The sequence below is a fragment of the Neisseria sp. 20925_1_37 genome, from assembly GCF_041433255.1.
In the GTDB taxonomy this organism is placed as follows: Bacteria; Pseudomonadota; Gammaproteobacteria; order Burkholderiales; family Neisseriaceae; genus Neisseria; species Neisseria flavescens_D.
In genome coordinates, this window is record NZ_JAPWBC010000009.1 from 48,471 (window position 1) to 68,515 (window position 20,045).

The following is a 20,045-nucleotide window of genomic DNA, read 5'->3' on the forward strand; positions in this document are numbered from 1 at the left end:
GGTTTGCTTAGTCCGTCTGAAGGTTTCAGACGGCCTGAAACCTTTGCGGCATACTGTTTACTGCGCTTTGAGCGGCATTTGCATTCAGTATTGCGGCAAAGGTTTCGGACTGAAACTGCGGTGTTATTTTAGGAGTATTTTTTTGTCCTGTATAAATTTTTCCGCCAGTTTTGTCACACCGTGGGTATTGAGGTGGTTGGTGTCAAAATATATCGGCAGGCCGTCTATGGTTTTGTCTGCCGGAATCGGACCCATGATGTTGACCCAATGTACGGCAGGCCGCTGTTTGACGATGTTTTCTATGGTTTTGTCGGCTTCGGCGGAGCGGGCAATTTCCGCTTTTTTATGCTCGGAAACGTATTGCATATCGATGCCGAGGCGCTGTTTCAGGTAGTAATGGCGCAGGGGCAGTTGCGCGTTCATCGGCGTGTCGGCAAAGACGTAAACCTGCTTGCCCTGTTGAATCAGGGTGTCGAGCATTTTGCCGAAATGCTCCGTAAAACCGGGTTTGTCGGTATGCAGGAACCAACGTTGCGAGATAAAGACCACCGGATAGTTTTCGACTTTTTGTGCGATAAAACGGTTGTAAGGGTTGCAACGGTTGGCACGGCGGTCGCTTTGCGGCAGGAGGAAGCCGAAGGCAACGCCGCAACTGTTGGACGAGATAACGTCGGCGGCAAAGCCTTCCTGTTTGCCCACCATATCGATAAAGGGCGTCAGGTGGGCGGCGTGGGAGTCGCCCATCAGCAGGACTTTGCTGCTTTGATTTTCCGCGCCGACGGCGCAGTCGGTTTTGGTCAAGGTATCCGCGCAGATTTTACTTTCGTCAACCGTATATAGGTTTGCCTCGTATGCGGCCGGTTTGGCAGTCAGCAGGTAGCCGGCGGCAGGAATCAGCAGGGCGAAATAGGCGGCGATTACCCCGATGAATTTCTTGGTGGTGAAATTCTTTATCCGTCGCGCCGGTGTTTCGACGAAGTAATAGGACAAAACGGACAAGCCGGACATCAGCACCACTGCCAATACAATCGCGGACATCGGCAAAGCGGTGTCCATGTAAACATAGCGCATGACGGCCAAGACCACCCAATGCCACAGATACAGCGAATAGGAAATCAAACCGATAAACACAACGGGCTTGAGGCTCAACAGTTTGGCGGTATTGAAGCCATTTTGCGTTTGCAGGGTTTTGCCCGAGTAAATCAAGCCGCCAACCGCCGTACAGCACAGCAGCCGTTCGATATTGCCTTCGCCGGGCAACACGCCGTAAGGAAGCAGCAGCATGGCGGCAATGACCGCCATCATCGCCCAGCCGACCAGAGGCGTGCTGAAACGGTCGTTGTTTTGGGAAGGCGGAATAAAGGCAAAAAGCGCGCCGATCAGCAGCTCATATGCGCGCACATAAGGCAGGAAATAAGGATCCATGCCGAAGGTGGGCAAAAAGACGGACAACAGGCTCAATACAATCAGCAAAAGGATGAATTGGCGGATGTTGCGCCCTTTGCTGAATCGGAAAAAAGCAGTCAGCAAAACTGGAAAAACAAAGTAAAACTGCTCTTCCAGAGATAAAGACCAAATGTGTTGCAAAGGTTTTTCCGCCGCATCGGCATCGAAATAACCGCCGCGCCGTGCAAAAAACAGGTTGGCCGAAAACAGCAACGCAAACACTGCGGATTTGACGTATTGGCGCAGGTCAAACGACAAGAAAAAGATTGCGGCGGCCAAGCTCGTACACAGCAATACGCAGGAGAAAACGGGCAAAATGCGCTTCGCGCGGCGTTTATAAAACTCTAAAAACGAAAAACTGCCGTTTTGCATTTCGCGGCTGATGATGGTGGTGATCAGGTAGCCGGACAAAACGAAAAACATATCCACACCGAGAAAACCACCGGGCAGCCAAGCGGCATCAATGTGGAAAATAATGACAGCCAAGACTGCCAAAGCCCGGATGCCGTCCAAGTCGGGACGGTATTTTAATGTCGTGCTCATTTTTTGTAATTCTAGTAAATCCAGTAATGTTTACTATGAGTACATGTCAGAAATTTAGTTTCATTTCAAGGATTAAATATTTTGAAAACATGGATTTCAGACGGCCTGAATTTATTTTTGCGAGCGTTTGGGCACGTTTAATTTATTTCTTTTTCAACACCAAATATAAAAATACCAATCCGCCTGCAAATTCGACGACCACGCTCAATACGGCCTGCATGCCGAGGAAGTGTTCGAAGATGGTTTGCCCGCCGACCAACAGGATGCCGCCGACACAAAAAGTCATGGGCAGGCGGACGGAATGTTTCACCGACGGGGAAAAATGGTTGGCCAGCGCGGCAACCAGCAGGCCGAAAAAGCTTACCGGGCCGACAACGGCGGTGGAGGTTGCAACCAGTGCGGCGATCCACAACAGCAGCCATAAGGTATTGCGCGTGTAGTTGATGCCCAAATTGATGGCCTGATTGCGGCCGAGTAGGTAAACATCGAGGCGGTGGCGTTCGCGCCAGATTACGGCGGCGCTTATGAGCAACACGATTGCGCCGATACCCAACAATTCCGAATGGACGGTATTGAAAGTGGCAAACATATTCGCCTGCGCGGCGGTAAATTCTTCGGGGTCAATCATGCGCGAAAGCAGCGACGAGAGACTGCGGAACAAAATCCCGAAAATCACGCCGATTAAAATCATGCGCGACAAATCGCGTCCGCCTTGTTTGATGAGCGTGTAGAACAGCAGCAGCGAGCCGCCCATCATGACGACCAGTTCAAAGCCGAATTTGCCCGTCAACGGCAGGGAAGCATAGCCCACGCCGCCGAGCGTAAACACCAGCAAGGTCTGCAAAAACACATACAGCGAATCGAAACCCAAAATCGAAGGGGTCAGAATCGGATTGTTGGTCAGCGTTTGGAAGAGTTGAGTGGACACGCCGACTGCATAGGCAACCATCAGCAGCGCGGCAAGCTTGGTCAGGCGCAGGTGCAAGACAAAGTCCCAATCGCCTTTGACGTTGAGCGTCATAAACAGGACGCAGGAAACCAGCAACAGCGCAAAGGCGACCCACAACGGACGGCTGCTTCCTGCCATAAAACCGATATTTTTTTCAGACGGCATGAGCAGGTTTCCTTAATAAAAGCCACAAAAACAAAACCGTCCCCATCACGCCAAAAACCGTAGAGACCGGAATTTCAAACGGAAACACAATCACGCGTCCGACAATATCGCACAGCAACACCAAAGACGCGCCCAGCAAGGCCACTGCAGGCAGGCTTTGGCGCAGCTTGTCGCCCATCAGGCGGCTGATGATGTTCGGCACGACCAAGCCGATAAACGGAATATTACCGACTGTCACGACCACCAAAGACGTAATCAGCGCCACAATAATCAACCCCGACCACAGAATCGCCGTCCGGTTCAGCCCCAAGTTTACGCTTACTGTTTCGCCCAAACCCAAAATCGTCAGCTGGTCGGCAATCAAATAGGCAAACAAAGCCAAAATTCCCGTTGCCCACAACAGCTCATACCGCCCGAGCAACACGCCGGAAAAATCGCCCTGTTGCCACACGCCCAGCATTTGCAACATTTCGTTTTCATACGCGATAAAGGTAGCCACCGCCTCAATCACGCCGCCGAAAATAATCCCGACCAAAGGCACCATCAGTTGCGCGGTCGGTGGCAGGCGGCGGATCAGCAGCATAAAGACCAACATCCCGATCAGCGCGGCAACGGCGGCAACCGACATTTTTGCCAGCAGCGGCGCGGCCGGCAGCAGCAGGGTCATCAGCAGCAAACCCAAAGCCGCGCTTTGACTTGCGCCCACCATCGACGGTTCGACAAAACGGTTGCGCATCAAAATCTGCATAATCATGCCGGCCACCGCCATCGACGCACCCGTCAGCACAATCGCAAACGTGCGCGGCAGGCGGCTGATGAACATGACCTGCTGGCTGTCGGATAGCGAAAACAGGGTGGACCATTTGAATTCGGCCACGCCGACCGACAGGCTGACGGCAAACAATATCAGCAGCGCCACACCGTTGATCGCATTTAAAAATGAAGGTTTGTGAAACATAAAATGGTTCGGAAAAAAATAAGGCCGTCTGAACGAAGGGTTAAGGTATTTGGTAAAAAAGGCAGGTTTGCCCATCATAAAAACAGATGCAAACAGGCAAAAATTGTCCATTTGCACCATGTATTTTCAGACGGCCTAGATCCAATGACTTCAAGTCAAGCAGCTTGATCCTGTGCATCATCAAACCCTTCAGGCCGTCTGAAAGAAGCGGGCGGCTATGCCCGTGCCGAATTATTTGGCTGCATTAAACGCATCGCTTACCTGTTTGGAAGCGTTCAGCAATTCTTGCGCGCCGCCGGCCGCCAAATAAGTTTCAGGAACAAGGTAAACCACCTGTCCTTTTTTCCAGGCGGTCGTTTCGGCAACCAGTGGATTGTTCAACACATCTTTCGCAGCCTGACCTTCTTCGCCGATGGCCGCGCCGCGGTCTAAAACAAACAGCCAATCAGGGTTTTTCTCTTTCAGGTATTCAAAGCTGATAGGCTGGCCGTGGCTGCCTTCTTTAATCGATTCATCAACAGCGGGAACGCCGATGTCTTTATGCAACCAACCGCCCAAACGTGAGGAAGGGCCGAAAGCCGACATCTTACCGCCGTTGACCAATACCACCAAACCCTTGCCTTTGCCTTGCGCAGCAGTTTTCGCCGCTTCAAACGAAGCATCGATTTCCGCTTTCAGCTTGTCCGCTTCGGCCTGTTTGCCGAAGATTTGCGCCAGCGCGTCGATGCGCTCTTTGGAACTTTCTTTCAGATTGGCGGTTTCGGCGGTCATTTCGATGGTCGGTGCAATCTCGTTCAACTTGTCAAACGCTTTGGCTGCACGGCTGCCGATGATGATGAGCTGCGGTTTGTAAGCGTTTAAGGCTTCGTAGTCAGGCTCAAACAGCGTGCCGGCAGGTTTAGTCGTTTTGAAATATTCGGCCAAGTAGGGCAGGCGGTTTTTGTCGATGGACAAACCGGTTTTCACGCCCAATTTGTTTAAAGTATCGAGCATGCCCAAATCGTAAACGGCGATACGCTCTGGATTTTGCGGCACTTTCGCATCGCCGCGAGCCGTTTTAACGGTCAGGCTTGCACCTTCGGTTTGGGCGGCAGAAGCGGAAGCAGTTTGGGCTTGGTTGGACGCAGAATCTTTCGGTGAACACGCACCCAAAGCGAGGGTGCAGCATACGGCTAAAGCGGTCAAACGTAACATAGGGTTTCTCCGTGGTCGGAAATAAAGTAAATCGAAATGATAACTTGTATCGGGCTATAAAGCTAGATGCCGTCTGAAAACTTTTGTTTTCAGACGGCTTTTTCAAGCTGATTGCTTAGAAGCGGTAGTTCACGCTTAGGCGGACATCGCGGCCTGGTTCAGGCAGAGAATTGGCACCTGCGCGTTGGCTGTGCGGCTTGTAGTTTTTATCAAAGACATTGTTGACGGAGAAGTTGACGTTCAAGTCGTCTTTGCCTGTCGGTTTCCAGTTGGCGAATATATCGTTGACGCCGTAGCCTGCGCGGACGACATTCAGAGCCACATCAGAGCCGCGCGAGGTTGGGGCATAGCCTGCATTTTGGACATAACGTCCGCGCCAGCCGATTTCCAGATTCGGATTGTCGAATTGGTACGACAGACCTGTTGTCCATGTGCGTCCCATCGGGATGGCGGTCGTTACTTTGTCGGCGGTATCGCCGTTCAGCTTCGGTTTGCTGTAGGCTACGCCTGCACGTGCAGTCAGACCTTTCCAGCGGTAGGCGGCGTTCAGTTCGTAACCTGTGTTTTTCAGCTTGCCGCCGTTATACCAGACGTTGTTTCGTCCTTCTTGACGGATGGCCTGTACATCTTTGATTTGCTGATGGAAATAGCTGCCGGAGAGCGTCAGGGCAGAATTCCAGTGGTAGTTAAAGCCGATTTCTGCATTTCGCGAGCGTTCTGCTTTCAAGTCAGGTGATGAAATAATCGGCCTGTTGTTTGCTAAAGCTGCTTCGTACAGGCGGGGGCTGCGGGTTGCATAGTTCAGGCTGGTGTTGATGGAAAAATCAGGGGTAATGTCATAAACCAACCCGATGCTTGGATTGAGGTTGCCGTCTGAATTTTCTGTATTACTGCTGGTTTTCATTTTCCAGCGGTCATAGCGCAAACCTGTGGTCAGCGTAACCGGTGAGAAATCCCAAATGCCTTCTACATATACACCGGCATCGTTTTTCTTCTCGCTGTTTTCTCCTTTTGAGCTGCTTTTTTGAGTGCGCCAGTTTACTCCGTATTTCAAGGTATGGCGGTCAAATAGACGGCTGTCGAGATTCAGATTGGCTCCGTATGTCCGTACTTCGCCGTCTAATTCATAATTTGGATTGGGGACTTCGTCACGTTTGGTATTCAAACGGTAAACATTGGCTTTGATTTTGTCGATAAAGCCCAAGTTTCCGCCTTTGAATTCCAAGTTGGTGGTGTCTTGGGTCAGCGTGCGGTAACGCGGCGAGTTGGTGGCGACATTCGGAATACGGTTGCCGTTGGCATCCAAAACGTATTGACCCGTACGGCGGTCGGTTTGGAAGACTTGCGAGAAATCGAACTCTTCGCGCAGGGCGCGTTCCCCATATTGTTTCTCTTGGCGGTGGCTTAATTCAATACGGTTGTCCTCGTTGAAACGATAGACGATTTTGCCCAACAAGCCGCGTGAACCCAATCCACTGTTTAAAACCTTATCGCTTCCGAGCAGATTACGGTAGCCTTTGCCTGCCGTGTATTCTTTGTCGCGTACGAAATTGCCTGAAACCAAAGCGTCAAAACCGCCCGCCTGACCATAAACGCTTGCGCCGCGTGAATAGCCTTTATTGCTGCTGATACCGGCATTGACTTTGAAACCGACGTTTTGACCTTCCCTCAGCAAATCTTTGGCTTCAACAGTTTCGGCAACAATCGCGCCGCTGGTTGCACCGATACCTGCGGAGGCCGAACCCGTACCTTTTTGCACGGCAACGACTTTTACCAATGCGGGGTCAAGCATAAAGCGGCCGTTGTGGTGGAAAATCTGGCTGTCGGTGTAAGTATCGTCAACTTTATAGTCTATTTGGTCTTGACCCATGCCGCGGATGGTTACCCACTGCGACTGACCGTTGCCGCCGCCGAAACTAATAGAGGGTTCGTTGAACAATACGTCTTTTAAATCAGTGGAAGTTGTTTCTTCCATACGTTTCGTCGTTACGCGGTGTGTGGCGCTTGTGGCCTGACCTTTGACGGTAACGGTATCAAGCACAACGTTGTCTTTGGCTTCATTTTCTGCGTGTGCAAAACCGGCCGCCAGTGTCAGTGACAGCAGGCTCAGTCGGAACAGGGGCGTATTCATTGAGAAATGTCCTTAATAAAATGACAGTAATAAAAAATAAAAGCAAATAAAGAGAAATTATCTTTAAAATATGCAATTAAGAATAATCATCATTTATAATAATGCATATAAAAGAAACAGTTGTAAAGAGTTGTATTGAATTTGTAAAGGAAGTGGGTTGTTTTTAAACGAACTTTGCAGTTGGTATATCAGGCCGTCTGAAAAATATGTACTCGAACATTTTTGCGTATGAAAATATTTGGAAAGACTGCATAGAAATTTTTACTTTTTCCCTTGAATTTGTCGCAAACAACCCAAATCTACCCGCCATTACGGCAGGCTTTCCATAAGCGTGTCGCTATTTTCAAGCAAACCGTGTCTGTCATGTCCGACAGACAATTGTTTTCAATCTATTTATTTATTCGGAGCATTAAGACATGACCATCCGCCCTTTACACGACCGCGTAGTCGTCAAACGCTTAGAAGCTGAAGAAAAAACCGCCTCCGGCATCGTTTTGCCGGGTGCGGCTGCTGAAAAACCCGACATGGGCGAAGTGATCGCCGTGGGTGCGGGCAAAATCGGTAAAGACGGCGCGCGCCGTCCGCTGGATGTCAAAGTCGGCGACAAGGTGATCTTCGGCAAATACAGCGGCCAAACTGTAAAAGCCGACGGCGAAGAGCTGTTGGTAATGCGTGAAGAAGACATCTTCGGTATCGTTGAATAATTGTTGAATTAAGTTTCAGAACCAAAGGCCGTCTGAATCAAACATGAAGTTTTCAGACGACCTCAAACAGATTTTTAATATTGATTTGGAGAATTTAAATGGCAGCAAAAGACGTACAATTCGGCAATGAAGTTCGCCAAAAAATGGTAAACGGCGTCAATGTATTGGCAAACGCCGTACGCGTAACTTTGGGCCCTAAAGGCCGCAACGTGGTGCTCGACCGCGCTTTCGGCGGCCCGCACATCACTAAAGACGGTGTGTCTGTTGCAAAAGAAATTGAATTGAAAGACAAATTCGAAAACATGGGCGCGCAAATGGTGAAAGAAGTTGCGTCCAAAACCAACGACGTAGCAGGCGACGGTACGACTACTGCAACCGTATTGGCGCAATCCATCGTTGCTGAAGGCATGAAATACGTTACCGCCGGCATGAACCCGACCGACCTGAAACGCGGTATCGACAAAGCTGTTGCCGCTTTGGTTGACGAGCTGAAAAACATCGCCAAACCTTGCGACACTTCTAAAGAAATCGCTCAAGTTGGCTCTATTTCCGCCAACTCTGACGAACAAGTCGGCGCGATTATCGCCGAAGCGATGGAAAAAGTCGGCAAAGAAGGCGTGATTACCGTTGAAGACGGCAAATCTTTGGAAAACGAGCTGGACGTGGTTGAAGGTATGCAATTCGACCGCGGCTACCTGTCTCCTTACTTCATCAATGACGCTGAAAAACAAATTGCTGCTTTGGACAATCCGTTTGTATTGTTGTTCGACAAAAAAATCAGCAACATCCGCGATTTGTTGCCTGTTTTGGAACAAGTGGCCAAAGCCAGCCGTCCGCTCTTGATTATCGCTGAAGACGTAGAAGGCGAAGCCTTGGCGACTTTGGTTGTGAACAACATCCGCGGTATTCTGAAAACCGTTGCCGTTAAAGCCCCTGGCTTCGGCGACCGCCGCAAAGCCATGTTGCAAGACATCGCTATCCTGACCGGCGGCGTGGTGATTTCCGAAGAAGTCGGCCTGTCTCTGGAAAAAGCAACTTTGGACGACTTGGGTCAAGCCAAACGCATCGAAATCGGTAAAGAAAACACTACCATCATCGACGGCTTCGGCGACGCAGCCCAAATCGAAGCGCGTGTTGCTGAAATCCGCCAACAAATCGAAACCGCAACCAGCGAATACGACAAAGAAAAACTGCAAGAGCGCGTGGCTAAATTAGCAGGCGGTGTGGCAGTGATCAAAGTCGGTGCCGCTACCGAAGTGGAAATGAAAGAGAAAAAAGACCGCGTGGAAGACGCGCTGCACGCTACCCGCGCAGCCGTTGAAGAAGGCGTGGTTGCAGGTGGTGGCGTAGCCTTGTTGCGCGCCCGTGCCGCTTTGGAAAACCTGCACACCGGCAATGCCGACCAAGACGCAGGCGTACAAATCGTCTTGCGCGCCGTTGAGTCTCCGCTGCGCCAAATCGTTGCCAACGCAGGCGGCGAACCTAGCGTGGTTGTGAACAAAGTGTTGGAAGGCAAAGGCAACTACGGTTACAACGCAGGCTCTGGCGAATACGGCGACATGATCGAAATGGGCGTACTCGACCCTGCCAAAGTAACCCGTTCTGCGCTGCAACACGCCGCATCTATCGCCGGCCTGATGTTGACCACAGACTGCATGATCGCTGAAATTCCTGAAGAAAAACCTGCTATGCCTGATATGGGCGGCATGGGTGGTATGGGCGGCATGATGTAAGGCCGTCTGAACCCCTCAGATAAAAGCAAAACCGCACGGTAATTAGCCGTGCGGTTTTTTATTTGCAGTAGAGGCATGAGATGGTAAGGGACATACCATGATTTACGGAGAAATAAGGGTAACCAGTTCCATTGAATCAGAAGCAATCAAATAAATTTCATCATCAAAAAAAAGGCCGTCTGAAACTTTATTTTGCGTTTCAGACGGCCTTATTTTTAGTTAAAACAAAGGGTTATTTATCCAGTTTGGCTTTGCGTTCTTCCAGCCAGTGTTCCAAGTAGTGGATGCTGACACCACCTTTTTGGAAACCTTGATCACTGAACAAGTCGCGGTGCAGCGGCGTATTGGTTTTGATGCCGGTAATCGCCAGCTCATCGAGGGCAACGCGCATTTTGGCCATGGCTTGGTCGCGGTTTTTGCCGACGACACAGACTTTGCCGATCAGGCTGTCGTAGTAAGGAGGGATGCGGTAGCCTTGGTAAATATGGCTGTCGACGCGGACGCCGAATCCGCCGGGCAGGTGGCAGCTTTCAATCAGGCCCGGGCTTGGAATGAAGTTGTACGGGTCTTCGGCGTTGATACGGCACTCAAACGCGTGGCCTTCGACTTGAATGTCTTCCTGTTTGTATTGCAAAGGCAGGCCGGATGCGATGCGCAATTGCTCTTGGACGATGTCCACACCGGTGATGAGCTCGGTAACCGGATGCTCAACCTGAACGCGTGTGTTCATCTCGATAAAGAAGAATTCGCCGTCTTCGTACAGGAATTCAAACGTACCTGCGCCACGATAGCCGATGCGTTTGCAAGCGTCGGCACAGGCTTTGCCGATTTTGGCGCGTTCTTCTTCAGTGATGAACGGAGCCGGTGCTTCTTCGATGACTTTTTGGTGGCGGCGCTGCATGGAGCAGTCGCGCTCGGCGAGGTAGATGGCGTTGCCGTGTTCGTCGGCAATCACTTGGATTTCGACGTGGCGCGGACGTTGCAGGTAGCGTTCCATGTAAACCATCGGGTTGCCGAATGCCGCGCCTGCTTCGGCTTTGGTCATTTCGACAGACTGGAGGAGGTCTTCTTTTTTCTCGACGACACGCATACCGCGACCGCCGCCGCCGCCGGAGGCTTTGATAATGACGGGATAACCGACTTTATCAGCGATTTTGAGGATTTCTTCGCCGTCGTCCGGCAATGCGCCGTCAGAGCCGGGAACGCAAGGTACGCCGGCTTCGATCATGGCGTGTTTGGCGGATACTTTATCGCCCATCAGACGGATGGTGTCGGCTTTAGGGCCGATGAAGACAAAGCCGGATTGTTCGACTTGTTCGGCAAAATTGGCGTTTTCGGCGAGGAAGCCGTAGCCGGGGTGGATGCCGTCGGCTTCGGTTACTTCGGCAGCTGCGATGAGGGCGGGAATGTTGAGGTAGCTTTGTGCGGATGCGGCAGGGCCGATGCACACGGATTCGTCGGCGAGTTTGACGTGCAGGCTGTCTTTGTCGGCTTCGGAATGGACGGCGACGGTGGCGATGCCCATTTCACGGCAGGCACGCAGGACGCGTAGGGCGATTTCGCCCCGGTTGGCGATCAATACTTTTTTCAGCATGATAATCTTTCCGGATGGTTCAGACGGCCTCATCGGCCGCCTAATGCGTTGCGGATTTTTTGGTCGGTTTTGTATTGGCTCAAGGCGTAAACCGACCACATGGCTGCCGGTATCCAGCCAACCAGCGTACATTGCAGAATCAGACAGATGATGCCTGCAAACGGACGGCCGATAGTGAAAAACTGAAGCCATGGCAAGAAAATAGCCAAAATCAGACGCATGGTTTGTCCTTGATGAACAGAAAAGGAATTTCAGACGGCCTTAAAGCTAAAGGCCGTCTGAAAAAGCGGATTATTCAATGATGAAGAGCGGCTCGCCGTATTCGACCGGAGTACCGTTTTCAACCAGAATTTCTTTAACGACACCGGATTTCTCGGCTTCGATTTCGTTCATCAGCTTCATGGCTTCGATGATGCACAAAGTATCGCCGGCTTTAACCTGTTGGCCGACTTCGACGAAAGCGGCTGCGTTCGGGCCGGGGGCGCGGTAGAATGTACCGACCATAGGCGATTTTTGCGCGTTGGACAAATCGCGAGCGGCTGGAGCGGCTGCGGCCGGAGCAGCTGCAGGGGCGGCAACCGGAACGGCTGCGGCAGGTGCCGGAGCAGCATAAATAGGAGCTGCGGCGGCAGTGGTGCGCGTAATGCGGACTTTTTCTTCGCCTTCGGTAACTTCAATTTCTGCAATGCCTGATTCTTCGACCAAATCAATCAGTTTTTTTAATTTACGCAAATCCATTGCTTTTCCTTTTTAGCGCGGCATAAAGTGCATATTGGGTATGCGCCGCTGTGGTTTTAGATGATTTCCTGAGACGTCGGAAGGCGGGTTTGCCATCCGGCGTTTAAATAATGTCGGAACAGGGCGGAGCCTGAGAAATGAATCTGGTTATTTTCCCGAACTTGTCGGTAAATGTCCAGTAAAAGATAGAAAAAAGGCGTTTTTCGGCGAAAAAAGAAAGGAGCGCTGATTTTCGTTAAAAAGTGATTTTTTCAAGAGCGTTTATTCTAATTTATTGGTTTTTCGACAAAACATGCCGTCTGAAAACCAACTTTGCGCGTATAATGGCGCCTGTTTTTTTAAATTATGCACGACAATGGATATTTCCGATTTTGATTTTGAATTGCCCGAAAAACTGATTGCCCAGCATCCGCCGGAAGTGCGCGGCAGCAGCAGGCTTCTGGTTGCCTTGCCTACATTGCCGATTGAAGACAAACATTTCGGCGATTTACCCGATTATGTCGCACCGGGTGATGTGCTGGTGTTTAACAATACCAAAGTGATGAAGGCGCGCCTGTTCGGCCAAAAAGCCAGCGGCGGCAGAATCGAAGCCCTGATTGAACGGGTATTGGACGCGCATACCGCATTGGCGCATATCCGTTCGTCCAAATCGCCGAAACCGGGTACAGAATTGATTTTTGAAGGCGATATCCGTGCCGTTATGCTGGAGCGCGCGGAAGAATTGTTTTGCCTGAAATTTGAAAGCGCACAAACCGTTTACGAACTTTTAGAGCAAAACGGCCATCTGCCCTTGCCGCCTTATATCGAACGCGCGGCCGATGATGAAGACGACAGCCGCTATCAGACCGTGTACGCCAAATATCAAGGCGCAGTGGCCGCACCGACGGCGGGTCTGCACTTTACCGATGAATTGTTGGGCCGTCTGAAAGCCAAAGGCGTAGAAACCGCAGAAGTAACCCTGCACGTCGGTGCCGGAACATTCCAACCCGTGCGCGTCGATAAAATTGAAGAACACAAAATGCACAGCGAGTGGTTTGACGTACCGGCCGAGACCGTTGCCGCCGTTGAAGCCGCCAAAGCGCGCGGCAATAAAGTGTGGGCAGTGGGCACAACCTCCATGCGCGCCTTGGAATCCGCCGCACGCGAAACAGGCCGTCTGAAAGCCGGTCGCGGCGATACTGATATTTTCATTACGCCGGGCTACCGCTTCAATGTTGCCGACCGATTGATTACCAACTTTCACCTGCCCAAATCAACCTTGCTGATGCTCGTCAGCGCGTTTTCGGGCATGGAACATATCCGCAGCGTTTACCGCCATGCCGTGGAACAGGAATACCGCTTTTTCAGCTATGGCGATGCGATGATTTTGGGGAAAGCGGAATAAATCGGGAATGGATTGGAGAGTTTCAAACAGGTTATTTGGGATTGACCCGAATCCGAATCAGTTGGAACGTTCTACTAAAATACGTGAAGTTGTTGGGATTTGAGTTGTAAGAAATAAAGTACAAAAACAAAAAGGCCGTCTGAAAATCGTTTTTCAGACGGCCTTTTATCTTTCCATGCTTAGGCGTCGATGTTTTGTGCCAGCAGGGCGTTGTTTTCGATGAAGGCGCGGCGCGGTTCGACTTCGTCGCCCATCAGGGTGACAAACACTTCGTCGGCGGCGATGGCGTCTTCGATGCGGACTTTCAGGAGACGGCGGACGGTAGGATCCATTGTGGTTTCCCAAAGTTGTTCTGGGTTCATCTCGCCCAAGCCTTTGTATCGTTGGATGGACATGCCTTTTTGGGCAACGCTCATCAAGATGTCCAAAGCGCCTTCAAAGCTGTCGATGTCGTACTCGTTGTCGCCTTTGTAGAGCTTCGCCCCTTTGCCGACCATGCCTTTGAGTGCTGCGGCGGTTTGGGTAAGGGTTTGGTAGGCTTTGCTGTTGAGGAACTTAGGCTCGAGGTAGCTCACCATCACATTGCCGTGCAGCTTGCGTGTGATTTTGATGAACTGGTGTCCTTCGTGGCCTTCGATACGTTCGAGCGCGACTTCTTTTTCGTCCAAGAGACCGCTCAATTCGGCAACGGCGCGGTCTGCGCTTTCTGCTGTACTGAGGTCGACCGGCGAAGCGTGCAGCATGGCATGCAGGACGAGTTCGTCAATGATGCGGCTTTCTTGCTCGATGACGGTTTTGGCCAATAGGAATTGTTTGGCGGTATTGGCAAGCTCTTCGCCCTCGATGGTGCGGCCGTCTGAAACGATTTTGGCTTTTTCCAAGGCCAAACCGAGCAGCCATTGGTCTTTTTCCAATTCGTCTTTGAGATAGCGCTCTTGTTTGCCGTATTTGGCTTTGTACAAAGGCGGCTGGGCGATGTAGATGTAGCCGCGTTCGACCAGCTCGGGCATTTGGCGGTAGAAGAAGGTCAGGAGCAGGGTGCGGATGTGCGCGCCGTCCACGTCGGCATCGGTCATGATGATAATGCGGTGGTAGCGCAGTTTTTCGGCATTGAATTCTTCTTTGCCGATGCCTGCGCCTAGAGCGGTAATCAGCGTGGCGACTTCTTGGCTGGCCAGCATTTTTTCAAAACGTGCTTTTTCGACGTTCAAAATCTTACCTTTGAGCGGCAAAATCGCTTGGAATTTGCGGTCGCGGCCTTGCATGGCGGAACCGCCTGCAGAGTCGCCCTCGACGAGGTAGAGTTCGGACAGGGCAGGGTCTTTTTCTTGGCAGTCGGCAAGTTTGCCCGGCAGACCCAAACCGTCCATCACGCCTTTGCGGCGGGTAATTTCGCGTGCTTTGCGGGCGGCTTCGCGCGCGCGCGCGGCATCGACGATTTTACTGGTGATGATTTTGGCTTCGGTCGGGTTTTCTTCGAGGAAGTCGGTCAAGGCTTGGTTGATGACTTCGTTGACGACGGGGCCGATTTCGCTGGAAACCAGTTTGTCTTTGGTTTGCGATGAGAATTTCGGGTCGGGCAGTTTGACGGACAAAACGCAGGTCAGACCTTCACGCATATCGTCGCCGGCGGTTTCCACTTTGGCTTTTTTAGCCACTTCGTTGGCTTCGATATAGTTGTTGATGGTGCGGGTCATCACTTGGCGCAGCGCGGTCAGATGGGTGCCGCCGTCGCGTTGCGGAATGTTGTTGGTGAAACATTGCACGCTTTCTTGGTAGCTGTCGTTCCATTGCATCGCGCATTCCACGCTCATGCCGTCTTTTTCGCCGAACGCGTAGAAGATTTTTTCGTGCAACGGCGTTTTTTTGCGGTTCATGTATTGCACGAAGCCAGCCACGCCGCCGGAAAGGGCGAAGCTTTCGTGTTTGCCGTCGCGCTCGTCAATCAATTCGATGTCCACGCCGTTGTTCAGGAAGGAAAGCTCACGGATACGTTTGGCAAGGACGTCGAAGCTGTATTCGACATTACCGAAGGTTTCGCTGCTGGCGAGGAAGCGTACGGTCGTACCTTTTTTGTCGGAGTCGCCGACAATCTTCAACGGCTCTTCGGTTTCGCCGCGTACGAAGCGGACGAAGTGTTCTTTGCCGTCGCGGTAGATGGTCAGCGTTACCCAGTCGGATAGCGCGTTGACGACGGATACGCCCACGCCGTGCAAGCCGCCGGAGATTTTGTAGCTGTTGTTGTCGAATTTGCCGCCTGCGTGCAAGACGGTCATGATGACTTCGGCAGCGGAGCGGCCTTCTTTCGGATGGATGCCGGTCGGCATACCGCGACCGTTGTCGGCCACGCTGACGGAATTGTCGGCATGGATGGTTACGGTGATTTTGTCGCAATGTCCGGCGAGCGCTTCGTCAATGGCGTTGTCGAGCACCTCGAACACCATGTGGTGCAGGCCGCTGCCGTCCTGCGTGTCGCCGATATACATACCGGGGCGTTTGCGTACCGCTTCCAAGCCTTCCAGCACTTGTATGCTGTCGGCGCCGTATTCTTCGTGTTTTTGGTCAGTCATGGTCTTTTCTTGCTGAATTTCAAGGAATTTTTCTGTGCGCGCAATGAAATGTCAAACGGGCGCGGCGGATGTGTTCCGAAAGGTCAAAATAATAGGAAATTATACCTGATTTTGCTGGAATATTCAGCGTTTTAAGTGCAAAAAGGCCGTCTGAAAGCTTAAATTTCAGACGGCCTTTGTATTGGAAAACAGGTTTAGCGTTTGACGCCGCTCAATCGCGCCCAGCCTTCTTCGATTTCGGCAGGCTCGATGTCAAACCATTGGTTGTAAATGTCGCTGAGTTCTTCGACTTGTTCGTCCAAAAGGCCGGACAAGACAATGCGGCCACCTTGTTTGGTGCGTGCGGCAAGCATTTCGCCGAGCATACGCAACGGGTTGGCCAGAATGTTGGCGACAACGACATCAAATTGACCTTGCGGCAGGCCGTCCGGCAGGTAGAACTGCGCGTCGACGTTGTTTTGCGCGGCATTGTCTTTGCTGGCGCGGATGGCTTGTTCATCAATATCTACACCGATGGCGGAGCCTGCGCCGAGTTTGAGGGCGGCAATGGCCAAAATGCCTGAGCCGCAGCCGTAGTCCAACACGCTTTCGCCGCCTTTAAGCTGCGTGTCGAGCCATTTGAGGCAGAGGCGGGTGGTTGGATGGCTGCCTGTGCCGAAGGCAAGGCCAGGGTCGAGTTGCAGGTTGACGGCGTTGCCGTTGGGCGCTTCGTGCCAAGACGGCGTAATCCACAGGCGGTCGGAAATTTGAATCGGGTCGAATTGCGCTTGGGTTAGGCGTACCCAGTCTTGATCTTCAAGGATTTCGCCGGTGTATTTCAAATCGTTCAAACCGCATTCCTGCGCGGCGGCTTCGATAATGGAAGCGGCATCGTCGCTTTCGCCGAAAAGGGCGATGACTTTGCTTTGTTGCCAGATTTGCTCGGCTGGCATGCCCGGCTCGCCGAAAATGGCCTGCTCGTTTTCTGTACCGGCGTAGGCATCTTCAATGGCGGCGGACAATGCGCCGTGTTCCATCAGCGCGTCGGCAAGGCGTTCGGCGACGGCATCGTTGACGTTGATGGTGATTTGTTGATAGGACATGGTGGGGCTTTCTTTTTAATAAGGCCGTCTGAAAATCGACGTTGTGCTTTCAGACGGCCTTGTAAGGTATGAAACCTGATGATGCAGGTTTATCGGTTTTTCAAACCCAGTACGTCTTGCATATCGTACAGGCCTTTTTTGCCGTTTGCCCAAACTGCGGCGCGTACGGCACCGGCGGCAAAGGTCATGCGGCTGCTGGCTTTGTGGGTGATTTCCACGCGCTCGCCGTCGGTGGCAAAGAGGGCGGTGTGGTCGCCGACGATGTCGCCTGCACGGACGGTGGCAAAACCGATGGTGGACGGATCACGCGGACCGGTGTGGCCTTCGCGACCGTAAACGGCGCATTCTTTGAGGTCGCGGCCGAGTGCGTCGGCAATGACTTCACCCATACGCAACGCGGTACCGCTTGGGGCATCGACTTTGTGGCGGTGGTGGCCTTCGATGATTTCGATGTCGTAGCCTTCGTTTAACACGCGGGCGACGGTGTCGAGGATGTGGAAGGTCAGGTTGACGCCGACGCTGAAGTTGGCGGCGAAGACAACGCCTATTTTTTCACCTGCGGCTTGGATGGCGGCTTTGCCTGCGTCGTCGAAACCGGTGGTGCCGATGATGATGTTGACGCCTTTTTCCACGCATTTTTGCAGGTGTTTCAGGGTTGGCTCGGGGCGGGTAAAGTCGATGAGGACATCGCTTTGAGCCAGTACGGCATCCACGTCGTCTGAAATAGTAACGCCGGTTTTGAGGCCGGAGGCGAAGCCTGCATCCAAACCCAATACTTCCGAACCGGAATGCTCGAGTGCGCCGGAGAGGACGGCATCGGGATGGTTGTTGACCGCTTCAACCAAAACGCGGCCCATGCGACCGTTGACGCCGGCAATGGCGATTTTCAATGCGCTCATGGGGCTTCCTTATTGCGGTTTGGTTTCAGTGGTCGGAACGATGTTTTGTCCGGCTTGAACCGCTTCGATGGATTTTTGAATGGCATCGCCTTCGGCGCGTGCAAGGACGTCGTTTTCAAAGTACAGGGTCAGGTTGCTTTGTTCTTTGATGATGCCGTTGCGGCTGGTGTTGAAAGTGTAATCCCAGCGGTCGGCATGGAAGGCGTCGCGCAGGAGCGGCGTACCGAGCAGCAGTTGGACTTGGTCGCGGGTCATACCTTGGCGCAGGGAAACCACGGCGCGGGGATTGAGCTCGTTACCTTGAATGATTTTAAGTTTGTAGGATGGAAAGTTGGATACGCGCTCGGCACTGCATGAGGCCAGACCTAAAATAGCGGCGATGGCAAGGCATAAGGCTTTATTCACGGGCTTACCTTTCTGTGTCATTTCGGGAAAGATGTTTATCATCGCTTGAATATTTTTAAAAAGCAAACGATAATCATCTTCTTAATTTTTCTTTTCGCCGATTTTCAATTGCAAGACCGGCGGCAGATTGCCGCCCTTTAACGGTCCAATAGTGGGCAAACGGGCGGAAAGTGCGTATTATAACGGTTATTACCTTACAGGGATATTGAATATTATGGAAAAATTCAGCAACATTGCGCAATTGAAAGACAGCGGTTTGAAAGTTACGGGTCCACGTTTGAAAATTTTGGACTTGTTTGAGACTCATGCCGAGGAGCATTTGAGTGCGGAAGATGTGTACCGTATCCTGTTGGAAGAGGGCGTGGAAATCGGCGTGGCGACGATTTACCGTGTGCTGACCCAGTTTGAACAGGCCGGCATTTTGCAACGCCACCATTTTGAAACCGGCAAAGCGGTTTACGAATTGGACAAAGGCGATCACCACGACCACATCGTCTGCGTGAAATGCGGCGAAGTAACCGAATTCCACAATCCGGAAATCGAAGCGCTGCAAGACAAAATCGCCGAAGAAAACGGCTACCGCATCGTCGATCACGCGCTGTATATGTACGGCGTATGCGGCGAATGCCAAACCAAAACCAAACGTTAATCAGTTTGTATGTTGATTTTTCAGACGGCCTTGGGCATTTTCAGCCTGAGGCCGTCTGAAACTTTATGGGCTTTACGATGAAGATTCCTTTTCTTGTGCCACGGGATTATCGTTTCCCCGACCCGTCTTACGCTTTGGCAGAATGCGACGGCTTGGTCGGCGTCAGCGGCGATTTAGATACGGGGCGGCTGTTGTCGGCGTATGGGCAGGGGATTTTTCCGTGGTTTAGCCGCGACGGTTGGTTTTTCTGGTATGCGGTTGCGCCGCGAGCCGTGATTGTGCCGGAAAACCTGCGTATCGGCCGATCACTCGCCAAAACTTTGCGCCACAAGCCGTATCGGGTAACGGTCAACCGCTGTTTTGAAAAAGTGATTGCCCATTGCGCCAATGTGCCGCGTCCGGAACAGGACGGAACGTGGATAGAACCTGCGTTTCGGACGGCCTATTTGAAGCTGCACCATCAGGGGCATGCGCATTCGTTTGAATGCTGGCTGCCGGACGAACAAGGCGAAATGCAGTTGGCAGGCGGGTTTTACGGTGTGCAAATCGGCTGCGTGTTTTATGGCGAATCGATGTTTGCCTTGCGTCCCGATGCGTCAAAGATTGCGTTTGCCTGCGCCGTCCCGTTTTTATCGGATTTGGGCGTTGCGCTGATAGACTGTCAGCAGGATACCGAACATATGCGCCGTTTCGGTTCGCAGTTGATGGATTTTGCCGACTTTCAGACGGCCTTAAAGGATTTGAATGCGAAACCGTTAAAGCGGAATATCGAATGCGGCGTGGTGGCTGAAAATCTTCTTCAAAAAATTGGCGGCAAAGATTGATTTATTGGCACGGCGTGTCGGCAGAATGGGCAGCTTGCATAGCTTAGCTGGAAAATTAGTTAGAAAATAAATGCTAT

17 protein-coding genes are annotated in these 20,045 nt (G+C 51.9%); 5 read left to right on the top strand and 12 right to left on the bottom strand.

Annotated elements, in window-relative coordinates; genetic code table 11:
- Nucleotides 1–123 precede the first annotated feature (123 nt).
- From O3661_RS08230 to O3661_RS08250, 5 genes are all read right to left on the bottom strand, one after another.
- The gene (locus O3661_RS08230) at nucleotides 124–1,989 is read right to left on the bottom strand and encodes an acyltransferase family protein (RefSeq protein WP_371493025.1); all 1,866 of its coding nucleotides are present in this window, start codon (nucleotides 1,987–1,989) and stop codon (nucleotides 124–126) included.
- Nucleotides 1,990–2,131: 142 nt separating this feature from the next.
- Nucleotides 2,132–3,103, bottom strand: coding sequence for an iron chelate uptake ABC transporter family permease subunit (locus tag O3661_RS08235; RefSeq protein ID WP_371493026.1), 972 nt, complete (start codon nucleotides 3,101–3,103; stop codon nucleotides 2,132–2,134).
- Nucleotides 3,093–4,061, bottom strand: a complete 969-nt coding sequence (locus O3661_RS08240) for an ABC transporter permease (RefSeq protein WP_371459740.1) — start codon at nucleotides 4,059–4,061, stop codon at nucleotides 3,093–3,095. The genes O3661_RS08235 and O3661_RS08240 overlap by 11 nt, the downstream gene beginning before the upstream one ends.
- A gap of 231 nt (nucleotides 4,062–4,292) precedes the next feature.
- Entirely contained in the window at nucleotides 4,293–5,255 is a 963-nt protein-coding gene (locus O3661_RS08245; protein ID WP_371459741.1) for a siderophore ABC transporter substrate-binding protein, read from the bottom strand.
- Between the two features lie 115 nt (nucleotides 5,256–5,370).
- Nucleotides 5,371–7,386 carry a TonB-dependent receptor domain-containing protein gene (locus O3661_RS08250; RefSeq protein WP_371493027.1) on the bottom strand — a complete coding sequence of 672 codons (2,016 nt, stop codon included), beginning with the start codon at nucleotides 7,384–7,386 and terminating at the stop codon, nucleotides 5,371–5,373.
- Nucleotides 7,387–7,802: 416 nt separating this feature from the next.
- Here O3661_RS08250 and groES point away from each other — a divergent pair, with 416 nt between their 5' ends.
- The gene (groES, locus tag O3661_RS08255) at nucleotides 7,803–8,090 is read left to right on the top strand and encodes a co-chaperone GroES (protein ID WP_003744509.1); all 288 of its coding nucleotides are present in this window, start codon (nucleotides 7,803–7,805) and stop codon (nucleotides 8,088–8,090) included.
- 98 nt (nucleotides 8,091–8,188) lie between these two features.
- Nucleotides 8,189–9,823, top strand: a complete 1,635-nt coding sequence (gene groL / locus O3661_RS08260; RefSeq protein ID WP_049322649.1) for a chaperonin GroEL — start codon at nucleotides 8,189–8,191, stop codon at nucleotides 9,821–9,823.
- A 232-nt stretch (nucleotides 9,824–10,055) separates the two neighbouring features.
- Here the strand turns inward: groL and accC are convergent, their stop codons facing one another.
- The 3 genes from accC to accB form a co-directional block, all read right to left on the bottom strand.
- A complete protein-coding gene (gene accC / locus O3661_RS08265) occupies nucleotides 10,056–11,417 on the bottom strand; it encodes an acetyl-CoA carboxylase biotin carboxylase subunit (RefSeq protein ID WP_371493028.1) in 1,362 nt (453 codons plus the stop codon).
- A 29-nt stretch (nucleotides 11,418–11,446) separates the two neighbouring features.
- Nucleotides 11,447–11,638, bottom strand: coding sequence for a YqaE/Pmp3 family membrane protein (locus O3661_RS08270; RefSeq protein WP_003680299.1), 192 nt, complete (start codon nucleotides 11,636–11,638; stop codon nucleotides 11,447–11,449).
- A gap of 70 nt (nucleotides 11,639–11,708) precedes the next feature.
- Entirely contained in the window at nucleotides 11,709–12,155 is a 447-nt protein-coding gene (gene accB / locus O3661_RS08275; RefSeq protein ID WP_371493029.1) for an acetyl-CoA carboxylase biotin carboxyl carrier protein, read from the bottom strand.
- Nucleotides 12,156–12,510: 355 nt separating this feature from the next.
- Here accB and queA point away from each other — a divergent pair, with 355 nt between their 5' ends.
- Complete coding sequence (queA, locus tag O3661_RS08280; RefSeq protein WP_371493031.1) at nucleotides 12,511–13,539, top strand: tRNA preQ1(34) S-adenosylmethionine ribosyltransferase-isomerase QueA; 1,029 nt, start codon at nucleotides 12,511–12,513, stop codon at nucleotides 13,537–13,539.
- Nucleotides 13,540–13,718: 179 nt separating this feature from the next.
- Here queA and gyrB read toward each other — a convergent pair whose 3' ends face one another.
- The 4 genes from gyrB to O3661_RS08300 form a co-directional block, all read right to left on the bottom strand.
- On the bottom strand, nucleotides 13,719–16,109 hold the full coding sequence (gyrB, locus tag O3661_RS08285; RefSeq protein ID WP_371493032.1) for a DNA topoisomerase (ATP-hydrolyzing) subunit B: 2,391 nt from the start codon (nucleotides 16,107–16,109) through the stop codon (nucleotides 13,719–13,721).
- 194 nt (nucleotides 16,110–16,303) lie between these two features.
- A complete protein-coding gene (gene prmA, locus O3661_RS08290; protein WP_371493034.1) occupies nucleotides 16,304–17,191 on the bottom strand; it encodes a 50S ribosomal protein L11 methyltransferase in 888 nt (295 codons plus the stop codon).
- A gap of 89 nt (nucleotides 17,192–17,280) precedes the next feature.
- Nucleotides 17,281–18,090: a 4-hydroxy-tetrahydrodipicolinate reductase gene (dapB, locus tag O3661_RS08295; protein WP_070587563.1), complete on the bottom strand. Its 810-nt coding sequence runs from the start codon at nucleotides 18,088–18,090 to the stop codon at nucleotides 17,281–17,283.
- 9 nt (nucleotides 18,091–18,099) lie between these two features.
- Nucleotides 18,100–18,495 carry an outer membrane protein assembly factor BamE gene (locus O3661_RS08300; RefSeq protein WP_049333683.1) on the bottom strand — a complete coding sequence of 132 codons (396 nt, stop codon included), beginning with the start codon at nucleotides 18,493–18,495 and terminating at the stop codon, nucleotides 18,100–18,102.
- Between the two features lie 151 nt (nucleotides 18,496–18,646).
- Between O3661_RS08300 and fur the strand changes: the two genes are divergently transcribed.
- Both fur and aat read left to right on the top strand, forming a co-directional pair.
- Nucleotides 18,647–19,144 carry a ferric iron uptake transcriptional regulator gene (gene fur / locus O3661_RS08305; protein WP_003682812.1) on the top strand — a complete coding sequence of 166 codons (498 nt, stop codon included), beginning with the start codon at nucleotides 18,647–18,649 and terminating at the stop codon, nucleotides 19,142–19,144.
- A gap of 77 nt (nucleotides 19,145–19,221) precedes the next feature.
- Nucleotides 19,222–19,968, top strand: a complete 747-nt coding sequence (gene aat, locus O3661_RS08310; RefSeq protein ID WP_371493035.1) for a leucyl/phenylalanyl-tRNA--protein transferase — start codon at nucleotides 19,222–19,224, stop codon at nucleotides 19,966–19,968.
- Nucleotides 19,969–20,045 lie beyond the last annotated feature (77 nt).

Excerpts from the sequence above, each read along its gene's own strand:
- O3661_RS08245 (WP_371459741.1), bottom strand. The coding sequence starts at position 5,255 with ATGTTACGTTTGACCGCTTTAGCCGTATGCTGCACCCTCGCTTTGGGT.
- aat (WP_371493035.1), top strand. The coding sequence starts at position 19,222 with ATGAAGATTCCTTTTCTTGTGCCACGGGATTATCGTTTCCCCGACCCG.
- dapB (WP_070587563.1), bottom strand. The coding sequence starts at position 18,090 with ATGAGCGCATTGAAAATCGCCATTGCCGGCGTCAACGGTCGCATGGGC.
- O3661_RS08240 (WP_371459740.1), bottom strand. The coding sequence starts at position 4,061 with ATGTTTCACAAACCTTCATTTTTAAATGCGATCAACGGTGTGGCGCTG.
- groES (WP_003744509.1), top strand. The coding sequence starts at position 7,803 with ATGACCATCCGCCCTTTACACGACCGCGTAGTCGTCAAACGCTTAGAA.
- accC (WP_371493028.1), bottom strand. The coding sequence starts at position 11,417 with ATGCTGAAAAAAGTATTGATCGCCAACCGGGGCGAAATCGCCCTACGC.
- O3661_RS08250 (WP_371493027.1), bottom strand. The coding sequence starts at position 7,386 with ATGAATACGCCCCTGTTCCGACTGAGCCTGCTGTCACTGACACTGGCG.
- O3661_RS08230 (WP_371493025.1), bottom strand. The coding sequence starts at position 1,989 with ATGAGCACGACATTAAAATACCGTCCCGACTTGGACGGCATCCGGGCT.
- prmA (WP_371493034.1), bottom strand. The coding sequence starts at position 17,191 with ATGTCCTATCAACAAATCACCATCAACGTCAACGATGCCGTCGCCGAA.
- O3661_RS08235 (WP_371493026.1), bottom strand. The coding sequence starts at position 3,103 with ATGCCGTCTGAAAAAAATATCGGTTTTATGGCAGGAAGCAGCCGTCCG.
- queA (WP_371493031.1), top strand. The coding sequence starts at position 12,511 with ATGGATATTTCCGATTTTGATTTTGAATTGCCCGAAAAACTGATTGCC.
- groL (WP_049322649.1), top strand. The coding sequence starts at position 8,189 with ATGGCAGCAAAAGACGTACAATTCGGCAATGAAGTTCGCCAAAAAATG.
- gyrB (WP_371493032.1), bottom strand. The coding sequence starts at position 16,109 with ATGACTGACCAAAAACACGAAGAATACGGCGCCGACAGCATACAAGTG.
- accB (WP_371493029.1), bottom strand. The coding sequence starts at position 12,155 with ATGGATTTGCGTAAATTAAAAAAACTGATTGATTTGGTCGAAGAATCA.
- O3661_RS08270 (WP_003680299.1), bottom strand. The coding sequence starts at position 11,638 with ATGCGTCTGATTTTGGCTATTTTCTTGCCATGGCTTCAGTTTTTCACT.